The following is a 13,084-nucleotide window of genomic DNA, read 5'->3' as shown; positions in this document are numbered from 1 at the left end:
ATGGGCAGGTATGAGCTTGGTTCCGGCCATTTGGCAATTGTGCCGTCTTTTAAGGGTTTCCGGGCGAAGGTTGTTTCTGAGGCGCGGGCTGCTGGTGTTGCTGGCGGTAAGGGCGCAGCTTCGGGGTTTGCTGCTGCTGGTGTTGCGGCTGGCCGTAATTTTGCGGCTGGTGTTGCGGGCGCGGCTAAGCGTGTTGATCTTGCTGGTGTGAAGAAGGCGGTTGAGGCTGCTTCGCAGGATGTCGTTAAGGCTCAGGCGGGGCAGGTGAGGGCTGCTGAGGCTGTGGCTAAGGCGCGTGTTGCTGAGGCTAATGCTGCTGGTCGGGTGCGTGTTGCTGAGGCTGCGCTTGCTGATGCGCGGTCGCGGTTTGCTGCTGGTTCTGTGCAGGTTGTGCGGGCTGAGGAGCGGGTGGCGGCGGCGCGGCGTGCTGCTGATTCTGCTGCTGCGAGGTCTGTGAAGGCTGGCGCGGGGTTGGCGGCTGCGTCTGATCAGGTGAGGGCGGCGACTGAGCGGCTGTCTCGTGCGCAGGCTGAGCTGAATCGGGTTCAGTCTGCGGCGGGGTCGCGGGTGTCGGTGTTTGCGCAGTTGCGGCGTGATATTGCGCCGCTGGTTTCGCGTATTCCGGGAGTTACGCGGGCGGTGGCTGGTGTTTCTGGCGCTACTGCTGGTTTGTCTGCGAATGTGCGTAAGCATTTGGCTGCGAGTTTGTCGGGCGTGACTGGATTTGGTCGCTCGGTGCAGTCGGTGACTGCGGGCGTGTTGTCGAGTGTGAATAGCACGGTCGCGAGAGTGCCGTTTATTGGTCGCGCTTATACTGGCACTTTGTCGGCGGTGCAGTCTGTTGGGTCTGGGCTTGCGGCGCTTGGGTCTGCTGCGTCGTCGGCGGCTGGCTCGATTGGCCGGTCGGCGTTGTCGGCTGGCCAGTCGGTGCTGTCTGGTATCGGGTCTGGGTTTACGGGCGCGGCGCGACTTGCTTCGTCTGCTGCGTCGAATATGATTGCTGTTTTTAAGCCGGTGGGTGCTGCGATTGCGGCGGGTATTACTGGTGCTTTGGCTGCGAGTGTTGCGGGCGGTTTTGCGCGATTGTCGTCGCTGGAAGATGCGCAGGCGAAGATGCGTGGTCTCGGCATTGAGGCTGGTGTTGTTGAGCAGGCGATGCAGGCGGTTAAAGCGTCTGTACAGGGGACGGCGTTTGCGTCGTCTGATATGGCTGCTGCTGCGTCTGCTGCTTTGGCGGCTGGCATTAAACCGGGTGAGCAGCTTGTCGGCTATATGGAGACGTTGAAGAATACGGCGGCGGCTACTGGCCGACCGTTGGGCGAGATCGCGTTACTGTTTGGCGATATTGTTGCGGGCGGTAAAGCGTATTCTGCTGATCTGACGCAGTTTGCTAAGCGCGGTATTCCGATTTTCACTCTGCTGGGTGAAGCGCTTGGGGTGCCTGCGTCGGAGATTAAGGATATGGCTGCTGAGGGTAAAATCACCTCAGATATTCTGATCAATACTCTGGGTACGTCGCTTAGCCAAATGGCGACTGAGATGGGTAATACGACGGGGGCTGCGCTCACTAATATGCGTTCGGCTTTCAATATTTTCGGTGCTGAACTGATCGCTGGTGAGTTTCCGTTGGTGAAGGCTGGAGCGAATGCGGTGAAGGCGGTTGTGCAGTTGGCGACGACTCTGGTGCAGCCGATTAAGGCAGCTCTTGGGCTGGATGGCGCGGCGGCGGGGGTCGCGGTCTTGGACGCTTTCACTGCGAAGGTTACTGCGTTGAAGGATTTGATTTCGTCTGGGTCTGCTGAGGGTAACTCGCTGCTTGATGGTGTTGTAGCGAAGGTGCAGCAGTTTGCGCCGCTGTTGGGGATTACGGCGGCGGCTGCTGCTCCCCTGCTCGCTAACCTGTTGAGCAGTCTCCCGGTCGTTGGGTCTCTTTTCAGTAGTCTCGGCGGCGGCTTGTTGGCTGGGTTTGCGCCGTGGATCGCAGCGGGCGGGGTTGTCGCTTTTCTGGGTCTTGACCCGTCAGCTTTCGCTACGGTTATTACTGGGTTGGTGACGTCGATTGTGCCGATGGTTTCTGGCCTGCTGGATACGGTGATTAATCTCGTTGTGACTCTGGTGCCGCAGCTGATCACGAATCTGATCGCGAATATTCCGACTTTGGTGAATGGCGCTTTGCAGCTGTTTATGGGATTGGTGACGGCGTTGGGTCAGGCGATTCCGCAGTTGATCACTGCCGTGGTCGGGCTAATTCCGGCGCTGATCACGTCGCTTGTGTCCATGATTCCTGTGCTGGTGGAGGGCGTGATACCTCTGTTTATGGGTATTTTGGATTCTCTTGCGGCGGCGATTCCTCCGATCCTTGACGCGGTTATCGCTGCTGTGCCGGTGATTATTGAAGCGTTGGTGTCCGCGATCCCTGTGCTGGTTGACGGCGCAGTGCAGTTGTTCCTTGGTCTGATTGACGGTTTGGGGCAGGCGATCCCGAAGATTATTGTTGCGGTGATTGACGCGGTTCCGCGTCTGATTACTGCTCTTGTGTCGGCGCTGCCGCAGCTGATTGACGGCGCGATTACCTTGTTTTTGGGTATCGTGACTGGTCTGATTCGTGCGATTCCTCGCATTATTCAGGCTGTGATTGGCATGATTCCGCAAATCTTGACGGCGCTGATTAATGCGATTCCGCAGCTGGTGCGTGCTGGTATTGACCTTATTGGTGGCCTGGTGCGTGGTATTGCGTCGGCTGGCACGAAAGTATTTGACGCTATCGGCAATATCGTGAATGGTGCGATCGGGTGGGCTAAGAGCCTGCTGGGTATTAAGTCGCCTTCGCGTGTGTTCATGGGAATCGGTAATGATCTCGGGCGTGGTTTTGTGTCGGGTATTAACCAGATGGAGGGCGCTGTTGCTGGTGCTGCTGGTGATTTGGCGGCGACTGCTGTTGCGGCGGCGGAGTTGTTGCCGGAGTTTGATTCGCGTGTGAATGTGTCGGCGCGGCCGGGCCGTACAGCAGCTGCTGGGCGGTTTGGTTCTGGTGACGGTGGCACGGTGACGGTGAATCTGTATTCGAATGATCCTGAGGCTGTCGCGAAGAAGGTGCTTGAGATTATCGGGAGGTAAACAGTGCGTGTGAGTCTTGTGTCTGCGAATGACGTTATTCATTTGTCGGGGAATCATGAGACGGTTGGCATGCTCGAAGCTCCTGACGTTTGGGCGCTCACGGCGGGGGGTTTGGGTGGCTGGTTTGAGCCGCCAGCTCCCCGGTATGAGCTTATTGAGCAGCCGGGTTTTGACGGCGCGTTCAGTCCACTTATGCGGGCGAGCGAGAACCGGGTTGTTGAGGTTGGTGGTGCATATCGGGGCGAGTCGACGGTGTCGGTTGCGGCGGCTAAGCGTCGCCTTGCTGCGTTGTGTCGTGCCGGTGTTGTGCGTGTTGTTGTTGATGATGCGGTGGGTGTGTTGTCGTGTTCGGGTTTTGTTTCGGCGGAGCCGCAGTTTAGGCAATTGTCGCGGGTCGCGTTTGCGTTTAAGTTGCAGGTGTCGTGTCCTGACCCGTTGAAGTATGGTGATCCGGTTCGGTTTGCTACTGCTTTGTCTCGTCTTGATGTTCGGAATGAGGGCGCTGAGCCGATATATCCGGTGATCAAGTTTCAGCCGAATGATGATGAAGTGACGATCAGCGTCGGCAATAAGCGCATTGTGTGGACTGGTGATTATGGTGCTGTTGAGGAGCTTGTGCAGGTTGATTGTCGCACCGGCTGGTGCTCTTTTGGACTGTTGCAGCGTGATGATGTGATTCGGCTCGACCCCGGCACTGTCTCGGTGTCTATGGCGGGGGTCGATATTTTTGAGGTTGAGGTGTCTCCAGCATGGATGTGACAACGGTTCGCGTGTATGATGCGGCGCAGGGCACTATGCTGTTGCGGTTGCCTGCTTCGTCTTGGTCTTGGACTGAGGAGCTTAATTCGGCTGGCCGTTTGCAGGTGACGGTGAAGGGGTCGAGAGAGGCGGCGCGGCTGGAGTTGCGAAGATATCTTGTGCCGTGGCGGGTGAATGTTGCGGTGGTTCGTGGCCAGGACGTGTTGTTTGCGGGCGCGTTGAAGCATTTCAATTTTGATATGGCGACGGGTGTGCTGAAGCTCGATTGCGGCGGCGGCTGGTCGTGGTTTGAGAAGCGGCTTGTGTTGAATCATGATCTTGCTGCTGCATGGCGTGATGGCGAGGTGCGTTTGGATGAGCATTCGCCTGCTGCTGGCTGGCTGCTGTCGTTGTCGGGGTCGCTTGCGTCGATTGCGCGTGATCTGGTGGAGGAAGCTCTTAAATGGGGTTATTTGCCGTTTGATTTGCCGGCGAAAGAGCCTGGGTTTAATGTCCGTAATTATGACGGGTTTGATTTTGCGACGGTGTCTGACCGGTTGAAAGACCTCACTGGGGTGATTAACGCACCGGAGATCAGGTTTACTCCGTATTTGACGGGTGAGGGGTTTCTGCGGTTCCGTATGGAAGCGGCGCGGGAGCTGGTTGATCGGGTGCATGAGTGGGATACTCGGCGGCCGGATAGTCACGTGATTGTGTCAAGTATTGATACTGACGGGGATGCGATCAGTAACCAAGTGTATGCGTCTGGTGGGAAGAAGGACGATCTGGTGTTGGTAGCGCGGGCGATGCGAAGCACTGAGGGCTGGTATCCGCTGTTGCAGTCGGCTTTGTCTGAGCATTCGAGCGTGTCTGAGCTTGATACTTTGTTGGGGCATTGTCGTGAGGCGATTGTGCGTGGTGGTGCTGGTCAGGATTCGATTGCGGTTAAGGTGTCGACTGATCGGCGGGTGCGTGCTGGTGATTGGGCGAATTTGCACGTGAATGACTGGTTTTTTGGTGAAACGGTGCTGCCTTTGAAGATTGTGTCTGTTGCTGGTGATGAGGGTGAGTGGTTGACGTGTGAGGCACGCGTTAGGGGGTAACCTGTGGGCTATAATTTGGGGACGAATGATCCGTTTGCGGTGGAGCGGCGGCGGCGTGAAGATGCTGCGCGGGCTGCGCGTGAAGCGGTGACTGCGACCGGGACTGAGACTTTCCAGGCGGTACGTAAGTTGCAGGAGCAGGTTAATTCGTTGGCGGATTTTGTGGCTCGTTTGCCGTCGAATGTTGGTGCGCAGGTGAATGAGACGAATTTCTCGGTGACGGACGCGAATGTGTGGAAGAGCGTCGCTTCGACGCAGATTGTTACTCCGCCTAATAAGTCTCGTGTGGTTGTGCAGGCGGTGGCGAATGCGACGGTGATTGCGCATGGTGTTGCGGCTGGCTTGGAGTCTGAGGTTGAGGCGCGATTGTTGATTAATGGTGTTGCGGGCGAGCCTGTGCGTGGCTCGATTTCGCTTTTTGCTCGCACGTATGGATCTAATGCGCAGCTTGCGTTTGTGCGCGAGATTGCGCCGTTGGCTGGGAATGTTGCGGTTGAGTTGCAGCTGAAGGGTACTCGTTTTAATGCGTATCCGAGCAGTAATACGGCGGCGCTGTCGGTTATGGCCGGTTTTTCTACGGTCTAAAGGTGAGGGGTTGATAATGGCTGTTTTGTCTGAGGCTGTCGGGTATCAGGATATTGTGCTGCGGCGCGGTGCCGATAATCATTGGGGGTGCCGGTGGGAGCAATCCACTGACGGGGTGACGTTTTCGCCTAAAAATCTGACGACAGGTGTTTGTACGCTGCGTCTGATGTCGGCGGCTGGTGTCGAGTGGCTGTCTAAAACGGTTGAGGGTGGCGTTGACGGTCTCGCTTCATGTGTGGTGTCGAAAGCTGACTTGTCGGCGGCAGCGTGGGCTGACCGGAAGGCTGGTGTGTGGCTGCTGGATTGGGGTTCTGGTGGTGAGACGGTGAGGATTGCTGAGGGTGCTTTTGCTCTCGCTCTGTAAAAATGTAGGGGTTACTGTGATTATTGTGGATAAGGTGACGGTTGGCATTCCGGGCGCGACAGGTGACGTGACCCCGGCTTTGACGCAGTTGCGGAATCAGGCTCAGGCTGCGCAGTCGGCGGCTGCGTCGTCGGCGAATACGGCTAATGCTGCTGCGTCGAGGGCGCAGGCTGCTGCGTCTAAGGCTGAAGGGGTTGCGACTGCGATTGATCCGGTGACGGTGAATCAGCGGTTTAGTGCGATTGAGTCGCGTTTGAATTCTAAAGCGGATTTGTCGGGCGGGAAGGTTAATAGCTCGCAGTTGCCGACTTCGACGGGTACAACTTCGGGCACGATTCCTTTGCGTGGTAGTGGCGGCCGTTTGCCGGGTGTGGCGGAGCCGTCGTCGTCGACTGATGCGGCGAATAAATCGTATGTGGATCGGGTTGTGGCGGCTGTGCCTCGTCCGCCTGTGAAGGTGGATACTGGCTGGCATAATTTGATTTTGTCGTCTGGGTGGACTGGTGTCGCTAATCATATTCCGCGAGCGCGGTTTGTGGACGGTGTTCTGTATGTGGAGGGGGCTGTTCGTCGGAATGCGGGCGGCGCTCTGACTTCGTTTGCGACATTACCGCCTGCTGTGAAGTCTCGGATCACTGCCCGCGCTAAGGACGCTTTCGTGGGCGCGTTTTGTGCCCTGCATACGAATGGTAGCCGTGCTTTCGGCGAGTTGTATTTGACGACCACAAACGGTGTTATCGCGACCGGTGATTATACGACTCTTGACGGCAACGCGGGCTGGGTGATCCCTATCACTTTCAGTTTTATCGGCGACCTGTAAAGGGGGGGGGTTGTTTGATGTCGTACATGGACAAGTATTTTCTGTCTGAGAGTGGTCAGCTCCGGGCGCGCGTGACTGCGTGCGCAGCCGAAAAAGGGGTTGAGCATCCTGAGGAGTGGGCTTATCGGCACCGGTGGACGCTTGCGTGCTGGCCTGGCTGGGCTGACGCTTACGCGGCCGCTGTCCGGCCTAGTGATGCTGACGAGTATTGGGATGCCTCGATTGCTGTTGATGACGGCATGATTAGGTCTGCGGTTGCGGCATTGCTGGAGAGCGCGGCGGGGGGGGGTGATTCTGGTGAGGTTGTCTAAGCGGTCGCTGTTTTTACTGATTCTTGGTGTGTGGCAGATAGCGCAGGGGGTTGTGTTGTGGGAGCCTGCAAGGATTTCTCAGGGGCGGCGGGCTTCGTTTTCGTATTTGCCGTTTGAGCCGGAGCATTTCAGCGTTTTGTATCTTGCGGTTGGTGTTTTTTGTGTGTTGGTTGCGTTTTTTGGGGCGCGGCGCTCTGTGCAGGCCGCGTTTAGTGCCACGTTTTTCACGTTCTGTTTACAGGGGCTGATTTTTGTTGGCGCTTTCGCGGTTGGTGTGAATCCGCATGCGCTTGCGTCGGCGATCCCGTTGTTGTCGGCGGCGGGGTTGACGGTGGTTGCTGCGTCGGTGGTGGATGTGCCGCCGTCTACGGGGAAGGTGGACACATGCACGAGGTTTTAACTTTTCTTGGTGGTGTGGCGGCTGCTGGTATTACTGCTGGTGGGTCTGTCTGGGTTGCGCATACGTCGCGGGCGGCGGATCGGCGGAAGGCTGAGGCTGAGGCGGCGGCGATTATTTCTGACAGGTGGCGTGACTATGCTGACCGGATGGATGAGCGTGTGGACGAGCTGGAGGCGAAGCTTAATGCTATGGGGTCGCGGGTTTCGGAAGCTGAGGCTCGTGAGCGGTTGCTGTTGCGTGATTTGCGGAAAGTGTATGAGTGGATTGAGACGGGACAGCGGCATGCTCCACCGCCTCGTCCTGGGTATTTGAAGGGATAGATTATGTCTGAGGTTAATGCTGACGAGTTTGGGCGCGTAGTGCGCAATCCGCTGGTGCGTGAGGCCTTGTATGGTGTGTTTATTGTGGCGACGGTGGTGATGACTGCTGTGAATGCGGCGCTTGCGGTGCTCGGTTTGGGTGCTCACCCGGTAGCGGCGGTAGCGAACGCTGTGCTGGTCGCTGTTGCTCCCTTTTTTGGGGCGCTCGCGCGCGTGAACACTGACAGCAGCGGGTATCGGGCGCGGCGGGCGCGTGAGAACGGGGACGGTGAGTGACCGGTGGCTGTTTCAACGCTTTCGCGGGGGTCGATCCCGCATCATAACAAGTTTTCGACTCGTGCTGGGCATACCCCGCAGGGGTTGATTGTTCACCATTGGGGCGGAACTTCTGGTGGCGATGCTCGGTTAGCGCAGCCGCATGTGCAGGTGTCTACGAATTATGTGATTTATGGTGACGGCGTATTAAAGGTGCAGGTGCCGGAGGAGTATAGGGCGTGGACTAGTGGCAATCAGGCGGCGGATCAGCGCAATATTACGGTTGAGGTGCAGAACAGCTCGGGTGCGCCTGAGTGGCGTGTCTCGGATGCTGCGTTTAATACTCTGTGTGCATTGGTGGCTGATCTCGCTGCTCGTTATCGATGGGGGGCGGTCACCCGCTCCCGCTTGAGTGGGCATCGGGATCATTATCCGACTGAGTGTCCGGGCGGATTTTTGTATTCGCGCCTGGGTGAGGTTGCGGCGCGTGCTGAGGCGCTGCGGTCTGGTAGAGCTGGCAGCAAGCCTGCTGCTGTTTCTAATATTGTTGAGGAAGATGAGGACGAAATGAAAACAGCCGGATTCTATTATCTGAGCAACGGCAAAACTATTAACGTTATTGTGAATCCCGTAAGTGGGTTCTTCCACGAGTATGAGGCGAATGATGGCGGTTATAACAGCCCTGTCGCTGCGACTTTCGGGACTGGTAGTTTTGCGAAGATTAGCGAGTCTCATGCGCGTAAGCTGGAGCTTGATGCGCGCAAGGTGCGTCTGGGTGAGAAGTAGCCTGTAGTAAAGAAATGCCCCGCCGGGTTTTGTTCCTGGCGGGGCAATTCTTTTGTGTCTGCTAGTTGATTTCGTTTGCTTGCAGTGCGTCGTCCAGCAGGTCGTTCATGGTTACGATCTTGGGGTATGAGCGCCACGGTGAGGCGGTGTAGTACTGGATGGTGATGTCTGCTACCACCTGGTCGAGGTCGTAATCGTCGGCGTAGTCTCCGCAGTACTCTGCGATGTCGTGCTTGATCTGACTGTAGTTTTCCATGCTGTATTCGTCGATGTTTTCCTCCTCGAAGTATGCGTGGATTGCTTCAGCGTATGCTTCGTGCTGTTCGAGTCCGGCGTACCAGTATTCGCGTGGGAATACGTCCGCGATCCTGTTTGCGCCGTGCTGGTCGTTGCTTGACCAGAGTTTGTTGTTTGGGTCGCGGTAGATCAGCTCTGCTTCTATCCAGCCGTCTTTGGTGTCGATGAAGATGTAAAGTTCGCCGCCGTTGTCCAGGTTTGCCTGTTTGATTGGGCTTACCCATCCGAATTCGGCGCCGGTGCCGGTGTAGTTTTCAAAGGTGGTGTTTGTCATTTTTTTGTGGCCTTTCTTGCCTCCGGGGCTTGCCTTGTGCCCGCCCTCTAGAACTATTATGCCCTAATATAGGGCATGGGTGCAAGTTGGGCACGCCCTTACGGCGTGTCGCCTGTTATTGCGCGATATCCTCCGCGTAATAATCAACCTCCACCTCGTACCCTTCGGCGATCAGCGAAGCGTAAACGAAGCCGATCAGTGCGCAATGAATCGAGTACGGCATATCGATGCCTGCGCGCCGCGCTGATTCTTCGCTCCTGTACCGGTACAGTGTGACTGCTTGCGGCTCTCCGAGACTCTCGGCCTGCGAGTCGAGCGCGTCGATGATCTCGCGTTGCCGGTCGATAAAGGTGTCTAGGTAGGCTTGAGCCTTCTCCTGCGCGAACGCGGGGGGCGCTTGCTCGCTGAGCCAGCGGCGGACGGTACGGGGGTTAACCTCGATAAGGTCAGCAAATTCTAGCCCTGAGATGCCGATAATCTGGAGGATCGTTCTTAGTTCTGCGCTTGTCATATGGTTTCCTTTCTAGTGATGCGTGTTGCCCCGCCGGGTTTATTCCCAGCGGGGCTGCTTTTTTATGCTTATCGCACGCTAGTTGCGGGCTTGGTCAAAGGCTTCTTCTCGCCTTGCTATTAGGTCGCTGATTGACTCTACTAGCCAGCCGAAGTCTACACGCGCATTGTGAAGCTTTAGCGATACAAGCATGTTGCGGGTTGATTGCGCAACCTCAGGTTCGATTGCTTTTTCTAGTTTTGCTGTAATGTCTTGGGCTTGCACAATGAGAGTGTCGATCTCGTTCAGCTTGAAGATGAGCTGAAAAAGGTTTTCACGATCCTGCGCTTTTCTGAACTTTTCGAGTGCTGTGTTTGTCATAGTGTGGCCTTTCTGCCTCCGGGAGATTGCTGGTTGCCCTCTCGCTAACACCAAGTATGCCCGCATGTAGGGCGTATAGCAAGTTGCGGTCGTCGCTTGGGCGTGTCGCCCGCATCCGCTGGTGCGATGTTAACCAGCTGTTAACCGGCTGTGGCTTACTGTACTTGTGGTGCTGCTGCTTTCGCTGTATTTTCGGTGTTTTTTGTGCCCCCGACAGGAGTCGAACCTGCGACCTACGGTACCGGAAACCGGCGCTCTATCCACTGAGCTACGGAGGCTAACTGCTCTATCTTATCGCAACGAAGCGCGGGTCTCCAAACGCCTGGGCGGATCCACCCAGAAACAGGTTAGAAACCCCGTTGAAGCTAGATATCGCAGTGTTTATGCCGTCTGATGCGGCGTGTTTTTCGATCACCGAAAACAGCCGACGCAAACAGCTAAGAATAGCGTGTTAGGCGCGTCCCTCCTGCCTTGCAACCTTCTTCGCCCGGCCGAAGTAGCTGACGACAAAGCCGATCACCAGCGCGAAGAGCACACCGAGGTTAGCCCAAGCCCACTCGCCCTCTTTACCGCCGAGTCCGAGCGGTTCAAGCAGGTAGCCCTGCCAGTTGTTCCACGCCGCATCCTCGGCGAAACCGTTAACAACCAGGCCCCAGCCAACAACACAGGCGGCAACCATTGTGCCGATCGACAGCCAGTCAAATGCGCCGTAACGACCGGCGGGGTCAAACAGCGCCTCCTCATCATAATCCTTTTTGCGGAGCACAATATCACCGATCATAATGCCCGCCCACGCCGCAATCGGCACACCGAGTGTGATCAGGAACGACTGGAAAGGCCCGAGGAAGTTGTCGGCGAAGAACACAACAAAAACGGTTCCGAGTGTCAGGATCACGCCGTCGATGCCAGCAGCTGCCGGACGAGGCAGTTTCACGCCGAGGCTTAAGAGCGTCAAACCTGACGAGTAAATACCGAGCACAGCACCGGACACGAGACCGAGCACCGCGGTGATCAGGAACGGCACAAGCACCCACGCAGGCAGGATAGTGGCGAGGGTTCCGACCGGATCGCTACTGATCCCCGCCTCCAGGTCAGGGTTGCTGCCGATCAACAGCAGACCGAAAATAACCAGCAGGATCGGTGAGAGAGCAGCACCGAAGGTGTTCCAGAACACGATCTTGCCGCCGCTGACGTGCCGAGGCTGATAGCGGCTCCAGTCGGAGGCAACATTGATCCACCCGAGCCCGAAACCGGTCATAACCATCACAAACGCACCAATTACACCGGTGACGCCCGCGCCCTCTTTCGCGAAAACCGCAGCCAGGTCGATCTGGTTGAACGACAGCGCAATGTAGAGCACAGTCACGGCGGCGGTAATCCAGGTGATAACCGACTGCAGTCGCATAATAGTGTGGTAGCCGGCGATTGAGGCGAGCACGATCAGGGCCGCAATAATGCCGCAGGCGACAATCTTCACAACAACCTCGTTGCCCGCGTCGGCGGCTCCGAGCTGCTGCAGCACGGTGAAGGTTGCGAGCACCGCGAGAATCGCGAGCACAGTCTCCCACCCCATTGAAATCAGCCACGAGAAAACACCCGGCAGCTTCTGGCCCTTAACACCGAAAGCTGCGCGAGAGAGAATCATGGTTGGGGCGGATCCGCGCTTACCCGCGATCGCGACAACGCCGCAGAGCAGGAACGAGATGGTGATGCCAACAGCGCCAACCAGCGTTGCCTGCCAGAATGAGACACCGAAACCGTAGATGAAAGCGGCGTAGCTAATCCCAAAAACGGAAACGTTTGCGGCGAACCACGGCCAGAACAGGTCACGCGGCTTTGCGGTGCGCTCTGCCTCGGCGACGATCTCAATCCCGGCGTTTTCGACGAGTTTAGCCCTCGATGTTGATACAGCTGTGTCACGAAGATTTTGAGTCATACAACTAATAATTACGCAGATTCTTGCGCAATGCAAACATTTTGCCGAAGTTACTACAGTTTTTTATATGCAAGGTCGCGGATTATGCGCCCTTTATCAATACCTTTTTGCTCGAAAGCGGTTAGCACCCGCTCCTCGAAACGCGGCGCCCAATCCCCCGCAAAATCTCGCTTAAATAACCGGTCAGAGCCGTCAAAAACGTCTCGCATCTGTTCGGCGTAGTCTTCCCAGTCGGTCGCCATCCGCACAACCCCGCCGGGTTTTAACGCGCGGGCTAAAATCGCGACAAAATCGTTATTTATCAGTCTGCGCTTGTTGTGTTTCGCCTTGTGCCACGGATCCGGGAAGAAAATCCAGATCTCCGAAACAGACTCACCAGGCAGCAGGTGCTCAAGCACCTCGGGCGCGTTCGCCTCAATCAGCCGCAGATTGTGCACGTCGAGCTTTTCCGCGAGCACCATCGTGCGAGCAAGCCCACCAATATAAACCTCAACCGCCAGAAAATCACGCTCGGGGTGCGCGGCAGCCGCGGCAGTCACCTGGTGCCCCTGCCCGGAACCGATCTCAACCACGAGCTCTGCCTCACGACCAAACCACTCGTGCGGATCCGCCTCCACGCCCGCTGCGACGCTTGTCACACCGTCACCGCGCTCCGGCGTGAGCAAATACTCAGGCGCGAGCTCGCGCATGGCACGCTCCTGCGCGGTCGTTAATCGCCCGCCGCGTCTAACAAACGACAGCATCCGATGCTGGCGCGGTTTCTGCTCCTCGTTTCCACCCTCCACAGCTGGTTTTTGTGGACTGTTCTCTGCGGCATCCTGATTTTTCACAACATCTAACCTACCAAGCAAAACCGCCCAGTCAAAACCCCGACTTCACAGCCCGGCACCACCCAAGCAGCTGGCGT

Annotated in this window: 17 protein-coding genes and 1 tRNA gene; 10 read left to right on the top strand and 8 right to left on the bottom strand. The window is 56.9% G+C overall.

Going from position 1 to position 13,084, the window contains the following annotated elements:
• Genes EII30_RS09050 through EII30_RS01995 form a run of 7 tightly spaced genes read left to right on the top strand, consistent with a single transcriptional unit; the run spans position 1 to position 7,038 of the window.
• The gene (locus EII30_RS09050; protein ID WP_124885657.1) at positions 1-3,117 is read left to right on the top strand and encodes a tape measure protein; all 3,117 of its coding nucleotides are present in this window, start codon (positions 1-3) and stop codon (positions 3,115-3,117) included.
• Between the two features lie 9 nt (positions 3,118-3,126).
• The gene (locus tag EII30_RS02020; protein WP_124885656.1) at positions 3,127-3,876 is read left to right on the top strand and encodes a hypothetical protein; all 750 of its coding nucleotides are present in this window, start codon (positions 3,127-3,129) and stop codon (positions 3,874-3,876) included.
• Positions 3,867-4,958 (top strand): hypothetical protein, encoded by a 1,092-nt coding sequence (locus EII30_RS02015; protein WP_124885655.1) that lies wholly within the window; start codon positions 3,867-3,869, stop codon positions 4,956-4,958. Before EII30_RS02020 ends, EII30_RS02015 begins: the two co-directional genes overlap by 10 nt.
• A 3-nt stretch (positions 4,959-4,961) precedes the next feature.
• Positions 4,962-5,543 carry a hypothetical protein gene (locus EII30_RS02010; protein ID WP_124885654.1) on the top strand — a complete coding sequence of 194 codons (582 nt, stop codon included), beginning with the start codon at positions 4,962-4,964 and terminating at the stop codon, positions 5,541-5,543.
• A 16-nt stretch (positions 5,544-5,559) separates the two neighbouring features.
• Positions 5,560-5,907 (top strand): hypothetical protein, encoded by a 348-nt coding sequence (locus tag EII30_RS02005; RefSeq protein WP_124885653.1) that lies wholly within the window; start codon positions 5,560-5,562, stop codon positions 5,905-5,907.
• 16 nt (positions 5,908-5,923) lie between these two features.
• Complete coding sequence (locus tag EII30_RS02000) at positions 5,924-6,727, top strand: hypothetical protein (RefSeq protein WP_124885652.1); 804 nt, start codon at positions 5,924-5,926, stop codon at positions 6,725-6,727.
• Positions 6,728-6,744: 17 nt separating this feature from the next.
• A complete protein-coding gene (locus tag EII30_RS01995; RefSeq protein WP_124885651.1) occupies positions 6,745-7,038 on the top strand; it encodes a hypothetical protein in 294 nt (97 codons plus the stop codon).
• A 78-nt stretch (positions 7,039-7,116) separates the two neighbouring features.
• On the opposite strand, the gene EII30_RS01990 is transcribed toward EII30_RS01995, so the two are convergent.
• Positions 7,117-7,422 (bottom strand): hypothetical protein, encoded by a 306-nt coding sequence (locus EII30_RS01990; protein ID WP_158608631.1) that lies wholly within the window; start codon positions 7,420-7,422, stop codon positions 7,117-7,119.
• On the opposite strand from EII30_RS01990, the gene EII30_RS01985 reads away from it, so the two are divergent.
• From EII30_RS01985 to EII30_RS01975, 3 genes are read left to right on the top strand one after another with little or no spacing between them, the layout of a single operon-like run.
• Positions 7,423-7,758 carry a hypothetical protein gene (locus EII30_RS01985; RefSeq protein WP_124885649.1) on the top strand — a complete coding sequence of 112 codons (336 nt, stop codon included), beginning with the start codon at positions 7,423-7,425 and terminating at the stop codon, positions 7,756-7,758.
• A 3-nt stretch (positions 7,759-7,761) separates the two neighbouring features.
• Positions 7,762-8,034 carry a hypothetical protein gene (locus EII30_RS01980; RefSeq protein WP_124885648.1) on the top strand — a complete coding sequence of 91 codons (273 nt, stop codon included), beginning with the start codon at positions 7,762-7,764 and terminating at the stop codon, positions 8,032-8,034.
• 3 nt (positions 8,035-8,037) lie between these two features.
• The gene (locus EII30_RS01975) at positions 8,038-8,799 is read left to right on the top strand and encodes a peptidoglycan recognition family protein (RefSeq protein ID WP_124885647.1); all 762 of its coding nucleotides are present in this window, start codon (positions 8,038-8,040) and stop codon (positions 8,797-8,799) included.
• A 61-nt stretch (positions 8,800-8,860) separates the two neighbouring features.
• Here the strand turns inward: EII30_RS01975 and EII30_RS01970 are convergent, their stop codons facing one another.
• The 7 genes from EII30_RS01970 to trmB form a co-directional block, all read right to left on the bottom strand.
• Positions 8,861-9,370 (bottom strand): hypothetical protein, encoded by a 510-nt coding sequence (locus tag EII30_RS01970; protein WP_124885646.1) that lies wholly within the window; start codon positions 9,368-9,370, stop codon positions 8,861-8,863.
• Positions 9,371-9,485: 115 nt separating this feature from the next.
• On the bottom strand, positions 9,486-9,881 hold the full coding sequence (locus tag EII30_RS01965) for a hypothetical protein (protein WP_124885645.1): 396 nt from the start codon (positions 9,879-9,881) through the stop codon (positions 9,486-9,488).
• A gap of 78 nt (positions 9,882-9,959) precedes the next feature.
• On the bottom strand, positions 9,960-10,241 hold the full coding sequence (locus EII30_RS01960; protein WP_124885644.1) for a hypothetical protein: 282 nt from the start codon (positions 10,239-10,241) through the stop codon (positions 9,960-9,962).
• Between the two features lie 205 nt (positions 10,242-10,446).
• Positions 10,447-10,519: transfer RNA gene (locus EII30_RS01955), tRNA-Arg, on the bottom strand.
• An 8-nt stretch (positions 10,520-10,527) separates the two neighbouring features.
• The gene (locus EII30_RS08850; RefSeq protein ID WP_158608630.1) at positions 10,528-10,674 is read right to left on the bottom strand and encodes a hypothetical protein; all 147 of its coding nucleotides are present in this window, start codon (positions 10,672-10,674) and stop codon (positions 10,528-10,530) included.
• Positions 10,675-10,692: 18 nt separating this feature from the next.
• On the bottom strand, positions 10,693-12,177 hold the full coding sequence (locus EII30_RS01950; RefSeq protein WP_124885643.1) for a cytosine permease: 1,485 nt from the start codon (positions 12,175-12,177) through the stop codon (positions 10,693-10,695).
• A 53-nt stretch (positions 12,178-12,230) separates the two neighbouring features.
• A complete protein-coding gene (trmB, locus tag EII30_RS01945; protein WP_124885710.1) occupies positions 12,231-12,920 on the bottom strand; it encodes a tRNA (guanosine(46)-N7)-methyltransferase TrmB in 690 nt (229 codons plus the stop codon).
• Positions 12,921-13,084 lie beyond the last annotated feature (164 nt).

The organism is Leucobacter sp. OH1287 (assembly GCF_003859945.1).
Classification (GTDB): Bacteria; Actinomycetota; Actinomycetes; order Actinomycetales; family Microbacteriaceae; genus Canibacter.
This window is presented reverse-complemented; position numbering and strand designations above follow the sequence as displayed.